Below are 19,663 nucleotides of genomic sequence, written 5' to 3'. Positions count from 1 at the left end.
GTAACCCTCGCCGACAGGCCCGGGAGTGAATGCAAAATGCCCTCCGGATCAGATCCGGAGGGCATTTCCTCTGTTGTGCGCGAAGGGGGACTTGAACCCCCACGCCCGATAAGTTGGGCACTAGCACCTCAAGCTAGCGCGTCTACCAATTCCGCCACTCGCGCTGGCAACAGAGATTACTTTACACGCGACTTTCGGCCGTGCAAAATCAGATCGGCCGATTGTGACGCACGGCACTCGACTGCATTTGGACGGGTCATCGCAACCGCTTGCACACGCTCATTCGCGCCTCATGCTCACAGCTCTGAGACCTCGGAGAGGATGTGCGGTTTACCGGATCTGAGGTCGAATACGGCGAACTTCGCAGCCTCATGACGCTGCCCTTCGGTGATGGCGAACCCGACTGTCGACGGCAGCAGCACCGGCTTCGCGAAGGACACGTCCCAGCGGTAGGACTCCAGCCTCGTATCGACCGCGGACAGGGCCCGTGATGCACCGTACATTCCGTGGGCGATGAGCCGCGGGAACCCGAAGCCCTTCGCTGCCAACCCGTTGAGATGGATCGGATTGTAGTCACCCGAGGCGTGGGCGTAGCGCTGGCCGATGATCGGATCGAGCCGCCACAGTGCGCTCGGGCTGGGAGCTGCGAACTCCTCCCGGGGCGGTTGCGGTTTGGGCTCTGCGTTGGGCAGCTTCTTGCCCTTGGCCAGATAGGTCGTCGTCTCCCGCATCTTGGCCACACCGTCGACCTTCGCCGCGACGATGACCTCGATCGTGGTTCCAGACGGATGCTGGAACGGACCGGCCAGCTCCACATGGAAGTCGACGCTGTCACCGACGTGCACGGCGCCGAGGCTGTCGATCCTGTTGTGGATGTGGACCATGCCCATCATCGGCAGCGGTACCTCGGGGTCACTGAGCAGCTGGATGCTCAGCGGAAAGGCGAGGACGTGCAGGTAGCCCGGGTGGACGATGTTGCCCAGTCCTGCACCGATGACGGTAGTGAATCCGGCGTAGGCATCGGCCTCGATCGGCATGCTGCGATCGAGGGCGCGGGTGGGCAGATCCGGGCTCGTGCGGGTCCCCAGCGGCAGGGCCTTGAGCACGGCCTTTGCGTAGAGCGGCAGCATCGATTCCTTCGCCATCATGCACCCACCATGTTCTGGCCGCAGACCCGCAGGGTCGATCCGTTGATGCCTCTGGCCCCCGCCGAGGCGAGGAACCCGATGGTCTCGGCCACGTCGACGGGCTGCCCGCCCTGTTGGAGGCTGGAGAGGCGACGTGCGACCTGCCGGGTCAGGGTCGGCATCTTCGCGGTCATATCGGTTTCGATGAAGCCGGGTGCGACAGCGTTGATCGTGCCGCCGCGCTTGGCGAAGTCGGGCGCCGAGGCGGCCGTGAGTCCGATGACACCGGCCTTCGAGGTCGCATAGTTCGTCTGCCCGCGGTTGCCTGCGATGCCCGAGGTCGAGGCCAGTGATACCACCTGGGCTCCCTCGGCGAAGAGATCCTTGTCCCGCAGGTGAGAATTGATGCGAGCCTGGGAGGCGAGGTTGACGGCGATGACGGAATCCCAGCGGGAAGCATCCATGTTCGCCAACATCTTGTCCCGGGTGATTCCGGCGTTGTGAACGATGATGTCGACCGGACCTCCGAGCGCCTCGGCGATCTTCTCCGCCGCGGTCTCAGTGGTGATGTCGAGCTGCAGGGATCGGCCACCGACCTCGTTCATCACCTCGGCCAGGGCCTGTCCGGCCTGGGGCATATCGACGCCGAGAACGTGAGCCCCGTCACGGGCCAGGTTGCGTGCGATGGCCGCGCCGATTCCGCGGGCGGCACCGGTCACGACGGCGGTGCGGCCCGCGAGCGGACCGGCATCTCCAGTCGACAGGAATTCCCGCATCCCGATCGGAGTGCCGGCCGAGGAGGAGACGGTGATGAACTGTCCCGAAACATAGGCCGATTTGCCTGAGAGCAGGAACCACAGTGTGCTGGCCACGGAGGGTGCCTGCACATCGACGTTGTCGAGGAGGATCCCGTTGGCGGTCGCTCCCGCGCGCATCTCATGAGCCATGGAGCGGGTCAGGCCTGTGATGCCCTGGGTCGTCGCCGCGAGTTCGGGGCTCTGCTCCTTCGGATTCGGGGCTGCCGAGACGGTGATGACACGGCCGCAGCGGGCCAGTGATCGCAGGGCGGTCCCGATCTCGAGCACGGTCTCCGACAGGTCACCGGGGGCGGCTGCCTCGTCGAAGACGGCGATGATGGCCCGCAGCGACTCACCTGAGCTGGCGTGGCGTCGAACTTCGAGCCCGTTGTCCAGGAGCAGATCGGCCAGTTTCTGTGCCTCGGGTCCGGAGCCGAGTACGAGGACCGGTTTCCGGCGATAGTCCGCCGGAGTCGAGTCGAAGCGGTGCAGTTCGACCGGCTGAGGCAGGCCGAGTTTCTTCGCGACCTGCTTCAGAGGGCCGTTGACCAAGTCCAGGTAGGTGTCTTTCATGCTGCCTCCACAATCGCAGTGAGTCCCTGGCCGCCTGCTGCGCAGATCGAGACCAACGACCTCTTCTTGCCGGTGAGCTTGAGGTACTTGGCGGTGGAGGCGATGATGCGTCCACCGGTCGCGGCGAACGGGTGTCCGGCCGCAAGGCTCGAACCGAGCGGGTTGAGCTTGGCGCGGTCGATCGACCCCAACGCCCCGTCGAGGCCGACCTTGTCACGGCAGAACTTCTCCGATTCCCAAGCCGCCAGGTGACTGAGCACGGTCGAGGCGAAGGCTTCGTGGATCTCGAAGACGTCGAAGTCCTCGAAGGTCAGGCCATTGCGTGCCAGCAGGCGTGGGACCGCATAGGCCGGGGCCATGAGCAGTCCCTCGGACCCGTCGACGAAGTCGACCGCGCCGGCTTCTGCGTCGATGAGGCGGGCCAAGGGGGTGAAACCGTGTTCGTTCGCCCAGTCCTCACTGCCCAGGAGGACGGAGGAGGCTCCGTCGGTCAGTGGAGTCGAGTTGCCGGCAGTCATCGTCGCCGCAGAACTCAGCTTCTTGCCGAAAACGGGCGAGAGCTTGGCCAGCGATTCGGGCGACGAATCCGGGCGCATGTTCGTGTCGCGGCTGACACCCAGGTACGGGGTCGAGAGGTCATCGAAGAACCCCTCGTCCCAGGCACGGGCGAGATTGCGGTGCGAGGCCACGGCCAGTTCATCCTGGGCCTCACGGGTGATCTGCCACTGGGCCGTGGTGATCGCCTGATGCTCGCCCATACTCATACCCGTACGCGGCTCAGCCGTCGACGGCGCCTGAGGAGCCAGGTAGGCGGGGCGGATCTGCGCGGCGATCTTCGCGCGCTGGGCCAGGGTCTTCGCCCGGGTGAGCTCGAGCAGGATCTCGCGCATCGAATCGTTGACGACGATGGGAGCATCCGAGGCCGAGTCGACGCCCGAAGCGATGCCCGACTCGAGCTGACCGGCGTTGATCTTGTTGTTGAGGCTGACCACGGTCTCGAGGCCGGTGGCGCAGGCCTGCCCGACGTCGAATGCGGGAGTCGTGGGCGCCAAGGCCGAACCGAGGACGGCCTCACGGGTGAGGTTGAAGTCCTTCGAATGCTTGAGGACAGCGCCTCCGGCAACTTCACCGATGTTCTCACCGGCCAGGCCGAAGCGAGCCACGAGTCCGTCGAGAGCGCTCGTGAGCATATCGAGATTGCTCGCCTTGGAGTACTGCTTGTTCGAACGGGCGAACGGAATGCGGTTGCCGCCGAGGATGACGGCGCGCTGGGTGGGAGTGGACATTTGCACCTCCGATATATGGATTTAACTGTTACCGACAGTACCTGATACTGTCTGTCACATGAAATCGCTCACAGACGGTCGGTCCACTCGGTGGCAGCAGCACCGCGACCTGAGGCGTCGGGAGTTGCTGCGCGCGGTCCGGCATGTCGTCGACGTGCACGGCGACGAATTGTCGATGGAGCAGATCTCGGAGCATTCGGGCACGACGAAGTCTGTCCTCTACCGGTACTTCACGGACCGCGCCGGGCTGCAGGCGGCGATGGGCGAATGGGCGATGGATGTCATCTCCAAGTCACTCGACGACGCAACAGCAGCCTCGGCGCAGGAGGCACTGACCGAAATGACCCGCGCCTTCGTCGCGCTCGCCGCCGAATCACCGAACATCTACCGATTCTGCGACACCGCAGTCAATCGTTTCGCACCCACCGAGACGGGCGGGTTCTTCAACTCGATCGCCGGGCTCCTTGCCGACCGCCTCGAACTCGAGGGATCACAGGGGCAGCTGTGGGCAGCGGGCGCAATCGGATTCGTGCGTGCCGCAACCGAGAACTGGCTGGCCGATCCCGGTCACCCCGATGAGTTCGCCACCGCAATCAGTCAATGGCTCTGGGCCTCACTGCCCGCAAAACTAGGAGTAGACGAATGAAGCTTTCCCTTGATCCACAGGCGATCAACACCGTCCTCGACGGACGGTGGGCCGCGGCACGACGCCAGGGCCGGTCCCTGGCGCTCGATGAGACCACCCACGAAGATCCGGCCGATGACCTCGAGACTGCCCGGGCGAAGACACTCACCAGTGTCGGACTCATGGCGGACACCGGCCTGCCGAAGCTCAGCCTGCCGGAATCTCTGGGCGGCCGTAATGAGCATGCGGCGAACATTGCCGCGTTCGAAGAGACCGTCACCGCTTCGCCCAGCCTCCAGGTCAAGGCCGGTGTCCAGTTCGGACTCTTCGGCGGCGCGATCTTGCACCTGGGCAATCCCGAACAGCACGATGCCTGGCTGTTGGCCGCACAGAGCGGCGAGCTGTTGGGCTCGTTCGCGATGACGGAGATCGGACACGGTTCCGATGTGGCTGCGGTCGGCACCACGGCGACCTATGTGGCCGAGGATGAGGAGTTCGTCATCGACACCCCTTTCCGCGCCGCGACCAAAGAGTTCATCGGCAGCGCCGCGCGGGACGCACGCGCTGCGGTGGTCTTCGCCCAGCTCATCACCGGTGGCGTCAACCATGGTGTGCACGCGTTCTTCGTGCCGATCCGCGATGAGGACGGCCAGACCCTGCCGGGCATCAGCACCGAGGACGACGGCTACAAGGGCGGCCTCAAGGGCGTCGACAACGGACGGATCGCCTTCGACCAGGTGCACATTCCCCGGTTCAACCTCCTCGACCGCTACGGTGCCGTGACTGCGGCAGGCGAATACTCCTCCCCCATCGATTCCCCGGGTCGTCGTTTCTTCACGATGCTCGGAACCCTGGTCCAGGGGCGGGTCTCCCTCGACGGTGCCGCCATCGTGGCCTCGAAGCTGGCCCTCGACATCGCCGTGCGCTACGGACTCGAGCGCAAACAGTTCACCACCGTCGACGACATCAACGAGACCACCCTCTTGGACTATCAGCAACATCAGCGCCGTCTGATGCCGGCCATCGCCTCGGTCTATGCCTCGGCCTTCGCCCACGACAAGCTGCTCACCTCCTTCGAGGAAGTCTTCTCCGGTGCCGACGGCAGCGAGGAGAATCGCGCCCTGCTCGAAACCCGCGCCGCGGCATTCAAGGCTGACACGACATGGATGGCCCTCGACGTCATCCAAGAATGCCGGGAGGCCTGTGGCGGGGCCGGCTACATGGCCGAGAACCGTCTCGTGGGACTGCGCGCCGACCTCGACATCTATGCCACGTTCGAAGGCGACAACACTGTCCTCCTGCAGCTGGCGGCCAAGCGCCTCCTCGGTGACTATGCGAAGGAATTCGCCAATATCGACGTCGGCGGGGCAGCCCGCTACATCGGCACTCAGGCGGCCGAGCACACGCTCTACCGCACCGGATTGGCAAATGCGGGGCTCGCAATCTCCGACGTATTCACCCCGAACCTCGGCGAGAAGAGGATCCGATCGGGTCGCCTGCAGCGCTCACTGCTCGAAACCAGGCTCGAGGTCATGGTCTCCGGACTCGCCCAGGCTCTACGCCCGGCGATGAAGATGTCGGCGGCCGATGCCGCGGACCTGTTCAACTCCAATCAGCACGAATTCATCGAGATGGCGCGCGCCTACGTCGAGCTGGAGAAGTGGAAGGCCCTCGATGAGGCGATGAAGGACCAGACCGACCCTGACCAGAACAAGCTGTTCCGGCGATTGCGGGATACCTACGGACTCAGTCTCATCGAGAAGCACGTCGGCTGGCACCTCATGTATGGTCGCTTGCCCATGCTGCGCGCACGTCAGCTCAATGAGACGCTCAACCGCCTGTGTGCGAAGCTGTCCGCCAATGCTGTGGACCTGGTGGATGCCTTTGGTTACGGCGATGATCACCGCCGCGCCACGATTGCGACAGGCGTTGAGGCCGAGAGACAGACCGAAGCCGCCGACTACTACCGCCATTCCCGTGCCCAGGAAGACTATGCGGTCCCGGAGAAGCAGCTGCGCAAGGCTGCGAAGGCGGCACGGAAGGCCGCTGAGAAGGACGGCCGCAAGGCGAAGTCCGGAAGCTAGAGGTCTCGACAGTCAGTGAGAAGGCCGTGCGGCTGATCAGCCGCACGGCCCTCTCACGTTCTGCTGTGCTCGCCTTCTCCCCGTGCCCTCTCCCGTGCCGGAAGGCGATCAGGCGCTGAGGAAGTCCCTCAGCGCCGATGAGATCGCGGCGGTCTCCGTGAGGAAGCCGTCATGGCCGACGGCGGATTCGATGACGTGGTGGTTCACCGCTCCAGGCAGGTTCTGCGCGAGCAGTTCGACCTGAGCGGGTGGGAACAGGCGATCCGAGGAAACCGAGACGACGAGGTTGTCGGTGCAGCTTTCGGCCAACGAGGTGGCCATGTCAGGTGAGCGCCCGATGCGCACGTCGTGGTCGCGCAGTGCGCGGGAGAGGACGACGTAGCTGTGCGGGTCGAAACGGGCGGTGAGCTTCTTCGCCTGGTGGTCGAGGTACGAGGTGACCTCGTAGTAGTCAGGCGATCTGCGTCGACTGGAGAACCGGTGATTGAGCTCCGCATCATTGCGGTAGGTCAGATGGGCGATCTGGCGTGCCAGGCCCAGGCCCTGGGCGGGGAAGCGACCAACTGCGGTGTAGTCACCGGAGTAGTAGTCGGGGTCGAGTTCGATCGCGCGTTCCTGCATCATCGCCCAGGCGATCTGATCGGCTTCGCAGAAGGCCGGTGCAGCGATGATCGCGCACTTGTTCACCTTGCGCTTATCGAGGAGTGCGAATTCGAGGGCTCTGGCTCCGCCCATCGATCCGCCGATGACGGCATGCCAGAAATCGATTCCAAGTATCTGAGCGAGATTGTGCTCCAGGCGGGCCATATCGCGGATCGTGACTGCGGGGAACCTGGACCCATAGGGCAGTCCGTCATCGTAGAGCGACTGGGGTCCGGTGGTTCCCGAGCACCCGCCGAGCGAATTCGCACACACCACGAAGTATTCGTTCGTGTCGATCGCCTCGCCGGGACCGACGACCCCTGCCCACCATTCGGTGACGTGGGTGTCGCCGGTCAGGGCGTGTTCGACCAGGACCGCATTGCTGCGGTCGGCATTGAGTGTGCCGAAGGTTTCGTAGGCGACCTCGACAGTTCCGAACGTGTGTCCGGATTCTGTGACGAAGCCCAGAATTCGCTCGACGGAGGTGCTCTGGGTGGGCATGTCAGGCGGCGGCCGACGCGTTCGCTGCAGCAGCGGCGAAGCCCTTGTCGATATCGGCGATGATGTCGTCGATGCCTTCAAGGCCCACGGACAGACGCACGAGAGCCGGGTTCACGCCGGCGGCGACCTGTGCCTCTTCGCCCAGCTGCGAGTGAGTCGTCGACGCCGGGTGGATGACCAGGGAGCGGACGTCACCGATGTTGGCCACGTGTGAGTGGAGTTCGAGCGCATCGACGAAGGCCACAGCGGCATCGTAGCCACCGGCGATGTCGAAGGCCAGAACCGATCCGACACCATTGGGCAGGTACTTCTCGGCCTTGTCGTGCCAGGGGCTGGACTCGAGTCCGGCGAAGGCGACCCGGCTGACCTGCTCGTGGTTTTCGAGGTAGGTGGCAACCTTGTTCGCGTTGTCGACATGGCGGTCGATGCGCAGGCTCAGCGTCTCGAGTCCCTGGGCGATGAGGAAGGCGTTGAACGGGCTGGCTGCTGGTCCGAGGTCGCGCAGACCCTGCACACGGGCCTTGAGGCCGAAGGAGACGTTGGCACCGAACGGCGAATCGGCACCGAGGTCGCGGGCGTAGACGAGACCGTTGTAGGACTCGTCCGGTTCGTTGAAGCCGGGGAACTTCTCCGGCTGTGTTCCGTAGTCGAAGTTTCCGCTGTCGACGACGACACCGGCGATCGAGTTGCCGTGACCGCCGAGGTACTTCGTGGCGGAGTGGACGACGACGTCGGCGCCGTGCTCGATCGGACGCACCAGGTAAGGGGTGGCCAGGGTGTTGTCGGTGAAGAGCGGAACACCTGCCTGGTGGGCGATGTCGGCCACGGCTGTGATGTCAAGGACGTCGGAGCGGGGGTTTGAGACAACCTCGGCGAAGAAGAGCTTCGTGTTGTCCTGGGTCGCATTCTTCCAGGCCTCGAGGTCGTCGACGTCGACGAAGGTGGTGTCGATGCCGAGCTTGCGCAGTGTGACATGCAGCAGGTTGTAGGTGCCGCCGTAGAGGCTGGAGCTGGCCACGATGTGGTCACCGGCCTCGGCGATGTTCGTGATCGCCAGCAGTGCTGCCGACTGTCCCGATGCTGTGAGCACGGCGTGGACTCCACCTTCGAGATCGGCGATGCGGTTCTCGACGACCTCGGTGGTCGGGTTGGTGATGCGGGTGTAGATGGGGCCGAGCTCGCTGAGGGCGAAGCGGTTCGCCGCCGTCTCATTGCTGTCGAAGACGAACGAGGTGGTCTGGTGGATGGGCAGGGCACGGGACCCGGTGGTCGGGTCCGGTGTCTGACCGGCATGGATCTGACGGGTGTCGAATGACTGAGTCATGGTGTCTCCTTCGGGTACGGCTGATTCGCCCGTGGTCGTCCGCGCGAGTGATTGTGATGTGTCCACTGTCTTCGACTCGCAGGCTGTGCGCATGCGAACTCGTCATGTTCGTGTCACTTGGCGTCATGTTTCGTCATCCGCGCCGCTCAGTTTCGTCATCCGCGCCGCTCAGCGGAAGTTGCGGGCCTTGGTCGGCAACTGCACCTCGAGCGGGATGAGCTTGTGGGCATAGAGGCTGACCGCCTCTCCCCCGCGCTGGATCAGCCCGGTGACCACGAGGGCGTTGCGTGAGGTCGCGATCGGCCGGAACCGCTTCATCAGTCCGGCTGTGGCCACGACATTGAGCATCCCGAATTCGTCCTCCAGGCTGATGAATGTGATCCCCGAGGCGGTGGCCGGGCGCTGCCGGTGTGTGACGATGGCGGCCACCGTCATCCGGGTCCCGTCCGCGGCCGCCGCGGCATCCGCCGTCGAGGCGTAGCCGCGTTCGAGCAGGGACTGACGCAGGATCTCGGTCGGGTACCCCTCGACCGTGATCCCGGTGGAGAAGAGCTCGGCCAGGGTCGTGTCGAAGGCATCCATCGTCGGCAGGGCCGGCGCCGAGGAGATCGTGGCGGTTCCCGGCAGCACGCCCGGGTGCGCTCCCGCGACTCCACCGGCCAGCCACAGCGCCTGCCTGCGATCGAGATCGAAGCAGGCCAATGCCCCCGAGGTTGCCAGTCCTTCGAGTGCCTGCTTCCCGATTCCGGTCCGCTCCGCCAGGTCTGTCACCGAGGTGAACGGTGCCCTCGCGCGTTCAGTCACGATCACCTCGGCGAAGGATCCGACGTGGGCCACCGAGTCCAGCCCCAGCCGGATCCCGAACTCGCCCGAGGCTTCGGTGTCTTCGGTCTTGAGGCGTTCGAGATCGCTGCCGGCCATCGAGTGGCGGATGTCCACGGGCAGGATCCTCACACCGTGGCGACGGGCGTCGGCGACGAGCGACTGCGGGGAGTAGAAACCCATCGGCTGACTGCGCAGCAGACCCACGGTGAACGCCGCATGGTGGTGGTATTTGAACCAGGCAGACTGGTAGACGAGGTTCGCGAAGCTGATCGCGTGCGATTCGGGGAACCCGTAATTGGCGAACGCGGCAATCGTGGAGAAGATCGACTCCGCGGTCTCGGCGTCGACTCCTTTGGCCGCAGATCCGGCCTGGAACTTCTGCGCCAGTTCGGCCATCCGCTTCTCCGACCGTCGCGATCCCATGGCTTGTCGCAGCTGGTCGGCATCGGCCCCTGTGAAGCCGCCGACGTCGATGGCCATCTGCATGAGCTGCTCCTGGAACAGCGGCACCCCGTAGGTCTTGGCCAGGGATTTGCGCAGCAGCGGATGGAGGTACTCGACCTCGTCGAGGCCCTGCCGTCTGCGGATATAGGGGTGGACGGAACCGCCCTGGATGGGGCCGGGTCTGATCAGGGCGACTTGGACGGCGAGATCGTAGAACGTCTCCGGCCGCAGACGAGGCAGGGTCGCCAGCTGAGCCCGCGATTCGACCTGGAAGACGCCCACCGCATCGGCCTTCTGCAGCATTTCATAGACACGCTCGTCCTCGTCGTCGATGTGGGCGCGTTCGATGAGCTCACCCGTGTGCCGATGGACGAGGGCGACCATCTCGTGCAGTGCGGTGAGCATCCCCAGCCCCAGCAGGTCGAACTTCACCAGGTCCATGGCCGCACAGTCGTCCTTGTCCCATTGGACGACGGTGCGATGACCCATCGTGGCCTTCTCGATCGGAACAACCTCACCGATGGGTCGGTCAGCGAGGATCATGCCGCCGGAGTGGATGCCCAGGTGACGGGGTGAGCCGAGGAGGTCGTCGGCGATCGTGAGCACCGGCGCGGGGACCGGGGAATCGGAAGCCTCGGGCAGGGTCGACCAGCGGTTGCTGGCCTTTGAGAACGCATCCTGTTGACCCGGTTCGTAGCCCAGACTGAAGGCCGCGTCGCGGATCGCCGACTTCGCCCGGTAGGTGATGACGTTGGCGACCTGCGCGGCGCGTTCACGACCGAAATGGTCATAGACGTATTGGATGACCTCCTCCCGCCGGCCCGATTCGATGTCGATGTCGATGTCCGGGTAGCCCTTGCGGTCCGGTGAGAGGAAACGGTCGAAGAGGAGTTCGTGCTTGACCGCGTCGACGGCGGTGATGTCGAGGACATAGCAGACCGCGGAGTTCGCCGCCGAGCCTCTTCCCTGGCAGAAGATGGCCACCCGATGACAGAATTCGGTGATGTCGTAGACAATGAGGAAGTATCCGCAGAACCCCAGCTCCGCGATCATGGTCATCTCTCGATCGAGCTGTGCCCAGGCCTTCGGATTCTCAGCCCGAGACCCGTAGCGCTTGGCACCGCGGTCCTCGATGAGTTCACGCAGATACTCTTCGGCCCCACGATCATCGGGCATCGGGGCACGCGGGAGGTCTGGCCGGGCCGAGTTCAGGACGAAGGAGCATTCCTGGCCGAGTGCCACGGCGTTCTCCAGGGCCTGGCGGGGGAAGCGTGCGGCCATCTCCTCCCCTGTGTGAATCCGAGCATTCGCCGTCGCCGGCAGCCACCCGGCCAACTCATCAAGGGACAGCCGAGACCTCACCGAGGCTCTCACCTGTGCTGATTTCCATTGTGCCCGGGTGGCGAAGTGCACACTGTTGCTGGCTACGACCGGCAGATGGGTGCGCTGTGCCAGCTCGCCGAGGTGGCGCAGCCGTTCATCGTCATCCGGAGTCCCATCACGGCTGAGTTCGACCGCGATTCGCTCAGCTCCGAAGAGATCGATGAGTTTCCGCAAGGCTCCGAGCCCGCCGTCGGGGTCGTTCAGGGCTCGGCGCAGCGGGCCTTTGCGGCAGCCGGTGAGGATCGTCCAGTCCCCGCTCATCGCGGCCAGCTCTTCGAGGCCGAACACGGGTCGGTTCTTCTCTCCGGCCAGGTTGGCCTCGGTGATGGCTGTCGAGAGTCGGTGGTAGCCTTCGACTCCACGGGCGAGGACGAGCAGGTGGGTGGCGTCGGGGTCGGTCTGGCCGGGGATCTTCTCCTCCAACCCGAGGGACAGCTCCGCTCCGAAGACGGTGGGCAGACCCACCTCGGCGGCGGCATGGGCGAACCGGACGGCACCGTAGAGACCGTTGTGATCGGTCAGCGCCAAGGACGTCAGTCCCGCGGCGGCACCTGCGGCCACGAGCTCTTCGGGGTCGGAGGCCCCGTCGAGGAAGCTGAACTGGGAGTGCACATGCAGCTCGGCCCACTCGACGGTCGAGGTGCGCAGGACGGGCCCCTGGCCCAGTCCTGAATACCGGCCGGCGCCGTCGGAGCCGCCGGGACCCACCGACATCTGGTGGCGGTCGGGTCGAGAGAAGGCGGGCGCGTCGGATCCGTCGGCGTGCTTGTCGACTGTGTGTTTGTCGACCGTCTGCCTGTCTGTGACCTGTTTGCCGCTGGCCTGCTTGCCTTCCAGTCGCTGGGCCAGCTCGGACCAGGGGGTGCGCGGATTCGAAAAGCCCATCAGCGGTACCGGCCGGTGAGGTACCACTGGCCGTTCTCCTTGCTCAGCAGCAGTGCCCGTCCCGATTCGGTGACGACCTGAAGACGGGTCCGGTAGGTGGCTCTCTCCGGATCCCACCAGCCGGATTCGACGGGCCAGGAACCCGAATAGTCGACGATCTCCTCGGTGGCTCCGGCGGGAAAGCGGATCGTGAACGGCGCGGACTCCAGGCCTGCGGGCCGGGCTCCCACCGATCGGCCTCCCACGGCGAGCACGTCGATGGGCAGACGTTCGACCGTCGTCGGTCGGGGTGCGTGCAGTGCCCCCGGCCAGGGTGCGCCGGGGCTGCGCACGGGTGATGCCGCCTGCTGCCACGGTGTCCACAGGTTCGTCTCGGCCGGATCCCACCCGCCCTGCAGTCCCGGGACCAGAACCGAATCTGGGCCGAACAGCCCCTGCAGCCGCTCCAACGTGTGGGTGACCTGCCCAGTGTTCTCATCGAACAGACTTCTCGTCGCACCGATGGGCGTGGTCAATTCTGCGGCCACGAGCCCCAGTGCGATGATGCCCTCCTCGGAGAAATCCTCCGGATCCGGACCAGACTGGTCTGGAGCTGGTTCCTCCTTGTCTCTGCGGGCAGATGCAGATCGGTTCTTGGCAGGAGCCGACCCCGAATGGGCGCCCCCGGCCAGCCATCCCTCTGCCTGCCACCGCAGGCGGTCGGCAATGGTGTTCTCGTTCATGTCCTCGATCCGCCACGTCCGGTTCGAGGACTGGCCAGTAACGGCGAAGAGTTCGATCGTGATCTGGGTGCACACGAGTCCCCGGCGGCGCACCTTGGTCAGCAGGTCAGCGGCGAGCTGACGGGTCAGGAATCCCAAGGTGTCGCTGCGGGCGGTCGGCGTGTCCAGACCGAGTTCGACGTTGAGTCGCTCCTCCCGGACGTGATCTTTCAGGGGCGTCCGCTCGACTCCTGTGGCCAGCTCGTGCGCGTGCTTGCCCAGCGCCCCGAATCGTGAGTTCACGTCCCGCGCGTCGAGTGCGGCCAGATCGCCCAGGGTCCGCAGGCCCAGCTGGGTGAAGGTGTCGATGAGTTCGGTCGCACCGGTCCCGACGTATTCGAGGGTGCTGATCGGCTGAGCGGCCAGAAATTGCCCGGTCTCCCCCGGTTCGACCCGTCGTGCCTGTCCCGCGGCGAGCACTGCCGCGAACACGGTGTCGGCGATGCCGGGGAAGAACTCCCACCCGGTGGTCGACACCAGCGCAGAGATCAGGGCTTCGACGGCACTGGGTTCATCGGCATAACCGTGCTTGAGCGAGTCGAGGGGAATGGCGAGCGTGCCGGGGGCCAGCAGAGTGAACCGTGCCACGAGTTCCTCGAGCGCTCCGACACCTGCAGAGAAGTGTTTGTTGTCCACATCCTCGTCCCAGGCCACCACCTGGGCTTCGGGGCAGCGGTAGCCGACCGCGCGTTTGTTGTTGCCCACAGCGATTCCGGCGGCCCGGGCGGGTGCATTGGCCGCGACCACTTTGCCTGCGCTGAGGACCGCCAACGGGGTGCGAGGGCTGAGGTCGTGCTCGGTCGCGGCCGCCACCGCGGACCAGTCGGGAACGGTCAGGACGAGCGTGCGGCGGTGTTCGGTGCTCCCGGCGGCAAGGTCAGCTGACACTGCGGATCACCGGCCGTTCGAATCTGCCCTCAGCCGAGGTGGATGCCGGGGCCTCGACTGGAGTCCCGTCCGGTCCGGGCAGCAGGAACCGGTGGGTCCCGGTCTGCGACCTGACCTGCACGAGGCAGGACCGGAGACGTCCATGACCGTGTTCCATGCCCGACCACTGCGTGTCGGTGATGGTGATCTGCTCGGTGCTCCCGGGCATCGACGTCAGACTGATGAAGCTGATCTTGCGTTCGCGCACCTTCGCCAGCAGTCGGGCGCGTTCGCCAGCGCTGGGCAGGAATCCCGGATCGACGACGAGGACGTCGAAGGATTCGATGAGGATGGAGGCCACACGCAGCCAGTCTTCTGCCGGGGTGACGAGATTGACGAAATGGTCGAGGTCAACACCCAGATCGGCAATGGATGACACGGCAGGTTCGCCGAGGCCGATGCCGGCGCACCATTTCTGTTCCTGGGTCGCGACGGCGATCGTGGCGAGGGCGCAGCTTAAGGACTGGCCCCCGGTCAGGGTCACGATCTCGCCTCGGGGCAGACCGCCTCGACGGAACATCGGTGCCAACACCGGATCCACGGTCCGAGGGGCGGGCCCGTCGAACAGAGCAGTGGCCGTGGAGATACCCATCTCCCGGCTGAGCTGTTCAACGAGTGGCACTGCAGACATGACATCCATTATCGAACTAGTGTTCTAAATAGGCAAGATTTAAGCCGCCGCATTGTTCGCCCGGGCGTGTCGCCATTCCGCTTCGAACATCCACGCAATGCAATAGTCCAGGCTGAAGCCGTACCCTCCGCCGAGAGTGCTCGGATCCGCCTCTGCCACCGCCTTCTCGGCGACTTCCACCAGCCGTGCCGTGTCGAAGACTTGGCGCCCTCGCTTCCCCGCTTCCAGCGGAAGCAGCTGCGAACCGTCGGGCAGGAAGAAGGCGAATGCCGCCTGCCCGTCCAGCGTTCCGGCGAAGGGCGCTGACGTCCGTGAGATATCCAACTCATATCTGTGCACCGCCGTGTGATGACTACGGCAGAGCAAGATGAGGTTGTCCAGGTCTGTCGCTCCTCCCTGCGACCAGGGACGGATATGGTGAGCGTCGCACCTCCTGCGAGCGCGGCAGCCGGGGAACTGGCATCCCATGTCCCGTGCGCTCAGCGCCAGGCGCTGGCGCCTGCTCACCAGCCTCTTCGAGCGCCCGAGCATGAGCACGTCTCCGTCGGCGTCCTTGATCGCCCCGCTGATCAGGGCTTCGCAGGTCAGTCGTTCCGCCGTCGCCGAGGTGATGCCGCCGAAACCATCGACCCGACAGGTCAGGTCCTTCTTCCCTGCCACAGACGTCCCCGCGGGGACGTCGTCGAGGGCAGTATCGGTGGTCTCGTGCTCAGCGACTGCTGTATCGGGGGCGCCGAATCGGGTGACCACCTCGGCGGAGGCATGCACGAGCATGCGGGCGCGGTCGACGTCAACGGTGCCGGGCGACTCTACCTGCGGAAACGCATGCACGATCTCCATCAAGCACATGACCTGCGAGATCGGCTCATACGGCGGCTTCTCCTCCTGCTCGTCCGTGTCGACCTCTTCCATGTCAGACTGCTGTTCGAGGACATGCCGAGCAGCGTCGAGCATCGACGAGAATTCGGCGGCTTCGTCCTCGCCCAGGTCGATCGTGATGCGGGTCCGCCCGGGTTCAGTGGTCCGCATACTCACGCTGTCGCTTGGAAGGAAGCGGGGAATCTCGCTGGTCCCGTTCGCGTCGGACAGCTGGAGATAGTTGCGAGCTATCACACCGATCTGGCTTCCGGTGGAGACATCGGCCAGGCGCAAGGCTTCCTCATCGGGGATCCGCCCGACCAGCCTGGTGACCTCGCGCACCTTGGAGAAGCTGACGTTGCCCTCCCCCAGGCTCTCCTTCACCTTCGGCATTTCGCGCAGCGCCATCATCACTCGGACGTATTCCCGTGCGGTGTGGGCGCTGACAGCAGCGATGTGCATGACCCACTGAGGCAGCGATGTCACGCCCACCCACTGTGCCCACAGACCTCGGCGTTCGACCTCGTCGATGAGTGCAATGACACGGGCATGGCAGAAGGCGATGCACGAGATGTTGCGTCGAATGTCTGCAACCAACTCCTCGGAGGTGAGGTCGCCGAGCCCAGTCCCTGTGTCCGTCTCAGGATCCGCATCCACCCCACCGTCAGTGCGACCTCCAGTGCTCAGCTCGGAACGCTGAGCTTCCGCCTGCGGTCTCGAGTCTCTGCCGTAGTCGCTGGGATCGACGCTCATCGATTTGAGAATTTCTGAATCTGAGAATGGATCCGGATAGTCCGCGAATGGATCTGCAGCCGTGTCCTCGACCATGGTTCCCACCTTTCCCCTTCGGCCCCTGTGGCCCTTCGGTTCGCGAGTCCCCATGACCTCGAACCGTGCTTTCACCATACGAGGCACCACTGACATGACATCCGGATCATCATGATTCAATCTGATGAGCCAATTAGTCACATTCTAATCTAATTCGCAGTTTTAATAGATATGTTCTACACAATTGGTATCTCGCGACTGTGGACGCGTCCCCGCAGGGACGCGCCAGGCTCAATCGCAGCGTCACGCCGTAGGCTGATCGCATGAGTGATGAGACTAACGACGACGCGGTCCTGTCCCAGAACAGCCCTCAGGATTCGGGCAGGGAGGCAGCCACTCGAGCTTCCTACGATGCGATCGCCGAGACCTACACGGACTGGATCGCCGCCGAGCTCACGGCGAAGCCACATGATCGCGCGGTTCTCGGCGCCTTCTCCGAACTCGTGCTCTCCACAGGACATTCCGAGACCCTAGATATCGGATGCGGGCCCGGCCGGATCACGGCCTTCCTCGCAGCCCTCGGTCTGAACACGACTGGTCTTGATCTCTCCCCCGGCATGATTGCCATGGCCCGCCAGCACTACCCGACTCTCGACTTCACCACCGGGTCGATGGCATCGTTGCCCTATCCCGATGACAGCTTCTCGGGGCTCGTCGCGTGGTATTCGATCATTCACGTTCCCGATGCCGTCCTGGCCACCGTCTTCACCGAAGCTGCTCGAGTGCTGCGCCCGGGCGGGTGCTTCCAGTTGGCCTTCCAGCTCGGAGACCGCATCGACCATCAGACCGATGCGGCCGGATTCGAGGTCGACCTCGACTTCCACCGTCGCTCGATCGATCAGGTTCTCACTGTTCTCGCTGACCACGGCTTCACACCTGTGACCCGGCTCGAGCGCGAACCCGATCGGGCCGGCCAGTTCCCGGAGGCGACCCGGCAGGGCTACCTGCTCGTTCGCCGTCCAGCCTGACGCCAGTCCTCCAGGAAACAGCCTCTACTGCCTCCCAGCCACAAAGAATCGGACCAGCAGTCACGAAGGAGTGACATCCACCATGAATGGCCACCTCATCGATCGCCCCGACGGCCGCACCGGCGGCGAGAACTGGACGGACAATTACACCGAGCTCTGCGGAGGGGAGGGCCCCAGGCTCCATCTCCACCCCTATGCGGAGACCTTCATCATCCGCCGAGGTGGAGCGACGTTCTCCATCGGACGTCCCCTGAGTGAGGTCCACGCGCACGCCGGACAGGTCCTCGTCGTCGAGGCTGACACTCCGCACAAGTTCGTCACCGACGAGGAAGGGTACGAAGCGGTGCACATCCACTCGTCCCCGTACTTCGAGACCACCTGGCTGGAATGAACGGCACACCTGCCGAACAGTGACAAAATGGATCTCATATGAACATCGACATCGTCTTCCACACGCCCGAGATCCCCGGCAACACCGGCAACGCCATTCGTCTGGCCGCGGTCACGGGTGCCCACCTCCACCTCGTCGAACCCCTGGGTTTCGACCTCTCCGATGCCAAGCTGCGTCGTGCGGGACTGGATTATCACGATCTTGCCCACGTCACGGTCCACGCGTCTCTGACGGACCTGTGGAACCACCTCGGCGAGCGTCGGGTGATCGCGTTCACGACCCATACGAATGATTCCTTCGCCGAGGTGGACTACCGTGACGGTGATGTCCTCCTCTTCGGTCAGGAGTCGACGGGTCTGCCCGATTCCGTTGTCGATGACGACCATGTCGATCTGTCCGTGCGCATCCCGATGCTTCCCTCCAGGCGTTCGCTCAACCTGGCCAATTCCGCGTCGATCGCGATCTACGAGGCGTGGCGCCAGTTCGGATACGACGGGGCCTGAGGGCGCGTAGACTTCTGCCGACAGCAATTCGCGAAAGGATCACCATGACCTCCAAAGTGCTCACGGTCGCCGGTTCCGACGTCTCCGGCGGAGCTGGACTCGAAGCCGACCTGAAGATGTTCGAAGAGTACGACGCATTCGGCACCGCCGCAGTGACCTGCATCGTCACCTTCGACCCGAACGAAGGCTTCAGCCACGTCCTCGAATTCATCGATCCTGAGGTCGTGACCCGGCAGCTCGAGTCGACGTTGGCCGTGCACAAGTTCGACGCCATCAAGTCGGGCATGCTCGGGTCCGTGGAGAACGCTCTCGTTCTGGCCGAGAAGCTGAAGACCAATGAGCTGCCGTATGTGTTCGATCCTGTCCTCGTGTGCAAGGGCGCGGGCACAATGGTCGACCTCAAGGATCTCTTCGTCGACAACCTCGTACCCTTGGCCACCGTCATCACCCCGAACCTCGAGGAGGCCGCGACATTGGCCGACCTCGACCCGATCGATTCGATCGAGGGCATGATCGAGGCGGCGAAGATCATCCATTCTCAGGGTGCGAAGAACGTCGTCGTCAAGGGTGGGGCACGTCTGGCCGGTGACGATGCCATCGACATCATCTTCGACGGCCAGACCGTGACCACGCTGCGTTCGCGCAAGGTCAACGAGAAGCTCGTCAACGGTGCAGGCTGCTCATTCGCCTCATCTATCGCCGCCGGCATCGCCACAGGCATGAGCATCCGGGAGGCAGTCGTCTCAGCGAAGGAGAAGGTCGCTCACGGCATCGCGAACTGCCTCGACAATGCCACGGGTGTGGCCTCGCTGCTCCACCCGGCGGCACGCACACAGCCGTCACCGGACGTTGCGGTCAGCGTGGACTGAACCAACTCAGCTGGTGCTGGGACGTCCCCGCGGGGACGTCCCGATGAACAAAGTGAACTGCCCCGCACACCGTCTCAGGTGTGCGGGGCAGTTCGCATGAGTCATGCGTGACGGCTGGAGCCGTCTGGTCGGTCGAAACCGACAGGGGATCAGCGCTTGCCGAAGCCCTTGTAACGATCCTTGAACTTCTCGACGCGGCCTGCGGAGTCGAGGATGCGCTGCTTTCCGGTGTAGAACGGGTGCGATGCGCTCGAGATCTCAACGTCGATGACGGGGTAGGTGTTGCCATCTTCCCACTCGATCGTCTTCTCGCTCGTCGCAGTCGAACGCGTGAGGATCTTGGTTCCCGATGACAGATCGTTGAACACGATCGGTGCGTATTCCGGGTGGATGTCCTTTTTCATATTCTTACCTTTGCTGAATCCGCTCAG

General features: G+C 64.4%; 16 protein-coding genes and 1 tRNA gene. 6 read left to right on the top strand and 11 right to left on the bottom strand.

The features are described from left to right. Positions 1-76: 76 nt before the first annotated feature. The 4 genes from BLT92_RS19325 to BLT92_RS19310 form a co-directional block, all read right to left on the bottom strand. Positions 77-164, bottom strand: a tRNA-Leu gene (locus BLT92_RS19325). Positions 165-296: 132 nt separating this feature from the next. Beyond that, positions 297-1,148, bottom strand: a complete 852-nt coding sequence (locus BLT92_RS19320) for a MaoC family dehydratase (protein ID WP_231938921.1) — start codon at positions 1,146-1,148, stop codon at positions 297-299. Continuing rightward, a complete protein-coding gene (locus BLT92_RS19315) occupies positions 1,145-2,497 on the bottom strand; it encodes a 3-oxoacyl-ACP reductase (RefSeq protein ID WP_092108271.1) in 1,353 nt (450 codons plus the stop codon). The genes BLT92_RS19320 and BLT92_RS19315 overlap by 4 nt, the downstream gene beginning before the upstream one ends. Beyond that, positions 2,494-3,783: an acetyl-CoA C-acetyltransferase gene (locus BLT92_RS19310; protein ID WP_092108269.1), complete on the bottom strand. Its 1,290-nt coding sequence runs from the start codon at positions 3,781-3,783 to the stop codon at positions 2,494-2,496. Before BLT92_RS19310 ends, BLT92_RS19315 begins: the two co-directional genes overlap by 4 nt. Positions 3,784-3,841: 58 nt before the next feature. Here BLT92_RS19310 and BLT92_RS19305 point away from each other — a divergent pair, with 58 nt between their 5' ends. Together BLT92_RS19305 and BLT92_RS19300 are read left to right on the top strand one after the other, a co-directional pair. Beyond that, positions 3,842-4,429: a TetR/AcrR family transcriptional regulator gene (locus BLT92_RS19305; protein ID WP_092108267.1), complete on the top strand. Its 588-nt coding sequence runs from the start codon at positions 3,842-3,844 to the stop codon at positions 4,427-4,429. Continuing rightward, positions 4,426-6,492, top strand: coding sequence for an acyl-CoA dehydrogenase family protein (locus tag BLT92_RS19300; protein WP_092108265.1), 2,067 nt, complete (start codon positions 4,426-4,428; stop codon positions 6,490-6,492). Before BLT92_RS19305 ends, BLT92_RS19300 begins: the two co-directional genes overlap by 4 nt. A gap of 108 nt (positions 6,493-6,600) precedes the next feature. On the opposite strand, the gene metX is transcribed toward BLT92_RS19300, so the two are convergent. The 6 genes from metX to BLT92_RS19270 form a co-directional block, all read right to left on the bottom strand. Then, on the bottom strand, positions 6,601-7,635 hold the full coding sequence (metX, locus tag BLT92_RS19295) for a homoserine O-acetyltransferase MetX (RefSeq protein WP_092108263.1): 1,035 nt from the start codon (positions 7,633-7,635) through the stop codon (positions 6,601-6,603). Position 7,636: 1 nt separating this feature from the next. Continuing rightward, the gene (locus BLT92_RS19290; RefSeq protein WP_092109649.1) at positions 7,637-8,959 is read right to left on the bottom strand and encodes an O-acetylhomoserine aminocarboxypropyltransferase/cysteine synthase family protein; all 1,323 of its coding nucleotides are present in this window, start codon (positions 8,957-8,959) and stop codon (positions 7,637-7,639) included. Positions 8,960-9,127: 168 nt separating this feature from the next. Further along, positions 9,128-12,496: an error-prone DNA polymerase gene (locus tag BLT92_RS19285; RefSeq protein WP_092108261.1), complete on the bottom strand. Its 3,369-nt coding sequence runs from the start codon at positions 12,494-12,496 to the stop codon at positions 9,128-9,130. Next, positions 12,496-14,145: a Y-family DNA polymerase gene (locus BLT92_RS19280; RefSeq protein ID WP_092108260.1), complete on the bottom strand. Its 1,650-nt coding sequence runs from the start codon at positions 14,143-14,145 to the stop codon at positions 12,496-12,498. The genes BLT92_RS19285 and BLT92_RS19280 overlap by 1 nt, the downstream gene beginning before the upstream one ends. Then, the gene (locus BLT92_RS19275; RefSeq protein WP_231938920.1) at positions 14,135-14,815 is read right to left on the bottom strand and encodes a DNA recombination/repair protein RecA; all 681 of its coding nucleotides are present in this window, start codon (positions 14,813-14,815) and stop codon (positions 14,135-14,137) included. Before BLT92_RS19275 ends, BLT92_RS19280 begins: the two co-directional genes overlap by 11 nt. Before the next feature lie 39 nt (positions 14,816-14,854). Further along, positions 14,855-16,426, bottom strand: coding sequence for an HNH endonuclease signature motif containing protein (locus tag BLT92_RS19270; protein ID WP_172802639.1), 1,572 nt, complete (start codon positions 16,424-16,426; stop codon positions 14,855-14,857). A 338-nt stretch (positions 16,427-16,764) separates the two neighbouring features. On the opposite strand from BLT92_RS19270, the gene BLT92_RS19265 reads away from it, so the two are divergent. The 4 genes from BLT92_RS19265 (at position 16,765) to BLT92_RS19250 (ending at position 19,232) form a co-directional block, all read left to right on the top strand. Then, entirely contained in the window at positions 16,765-17,469 is a 705-nt protein-coding gene (locus BLT92_RS19265) for a class I SAM-dependent DNA methyltransferase (protein ID WP_092108254.1), read from the top strand. Between the two features lie 82 nt (positions 17,470-17,551). Continuing rightward, positions 17,552-17,860 carry a cupin domain-containing protein gene (locus tag BLT92_RS19260; RefSeq protein WP_092108252.1) on the top strand — a complete coding sequence of 103 codons (309 nt, stop codon included), beginning with the start codon at positions 17,552-17,554 and terminating at the stop codon, positions 17,858-17,860. A 38-nt stretch (positions 17,861-17,898) separates the two neighbouring features. Then, the gene (locus BLT92_RS19255) at positions 17,899-18,363 is read left to right on the top strand and encodes a tRNA (cytidine(34)-2'-O)-methyltransferase (RefSeq protein ID WP_092108250.1); all 465 of its coding nucleotides are present in this window, start codon (positions 17,899-17,901) and stop codon (positions 18,361-18,363) included. Between the two features lie 44 nt (positions 18,364-18,407). After that, the gene (locus BLT92_RS19250) at positions 18,408-19,232 is read left to right on the top strand and encodes a PfkB family carbohydrate kinase (RefSeq protein ID WP_092108248.1); all 825 of its coding nucleotides are present in this window, start codon (positions 18,408-18,410) and stop codon (positions 19,230-19,232) included. A gap of 149 nt (positions 19,233-19,381) precedes the next feature. Here the strand turns inward: BLT92_RS19250 and BLT92_RS19245 are convergent, their stop codons facing one another. Next, complete coding sequence (locus BLT92_RS19245; protein ID WP_092108246.1) at positions 19,382-19,636, bottom strand: type B 50S ribosomal protein L31; 255 nt, start codon at positions 19,634-19,636, stop codon at positions 19,382-19,384. Between the last annotated feature and the right edge of the window lie 27 nt (positions 19,637-19,663).

This window comes from Brevibacterium picturae (assembly GCF_900105045.1).
Classification (GTDB): Bacteria; Actinomycetota; Actinomycetes; order Actinomycetales; family Brevibacteriaceae; genus Brevibacterium; species Brevibacterium picturae.
The sequence above is the reverse complement of the archived record's forward strand: the minus strand, read 5'-3'. Positions and strand labels throughout refer to the sequence as shown.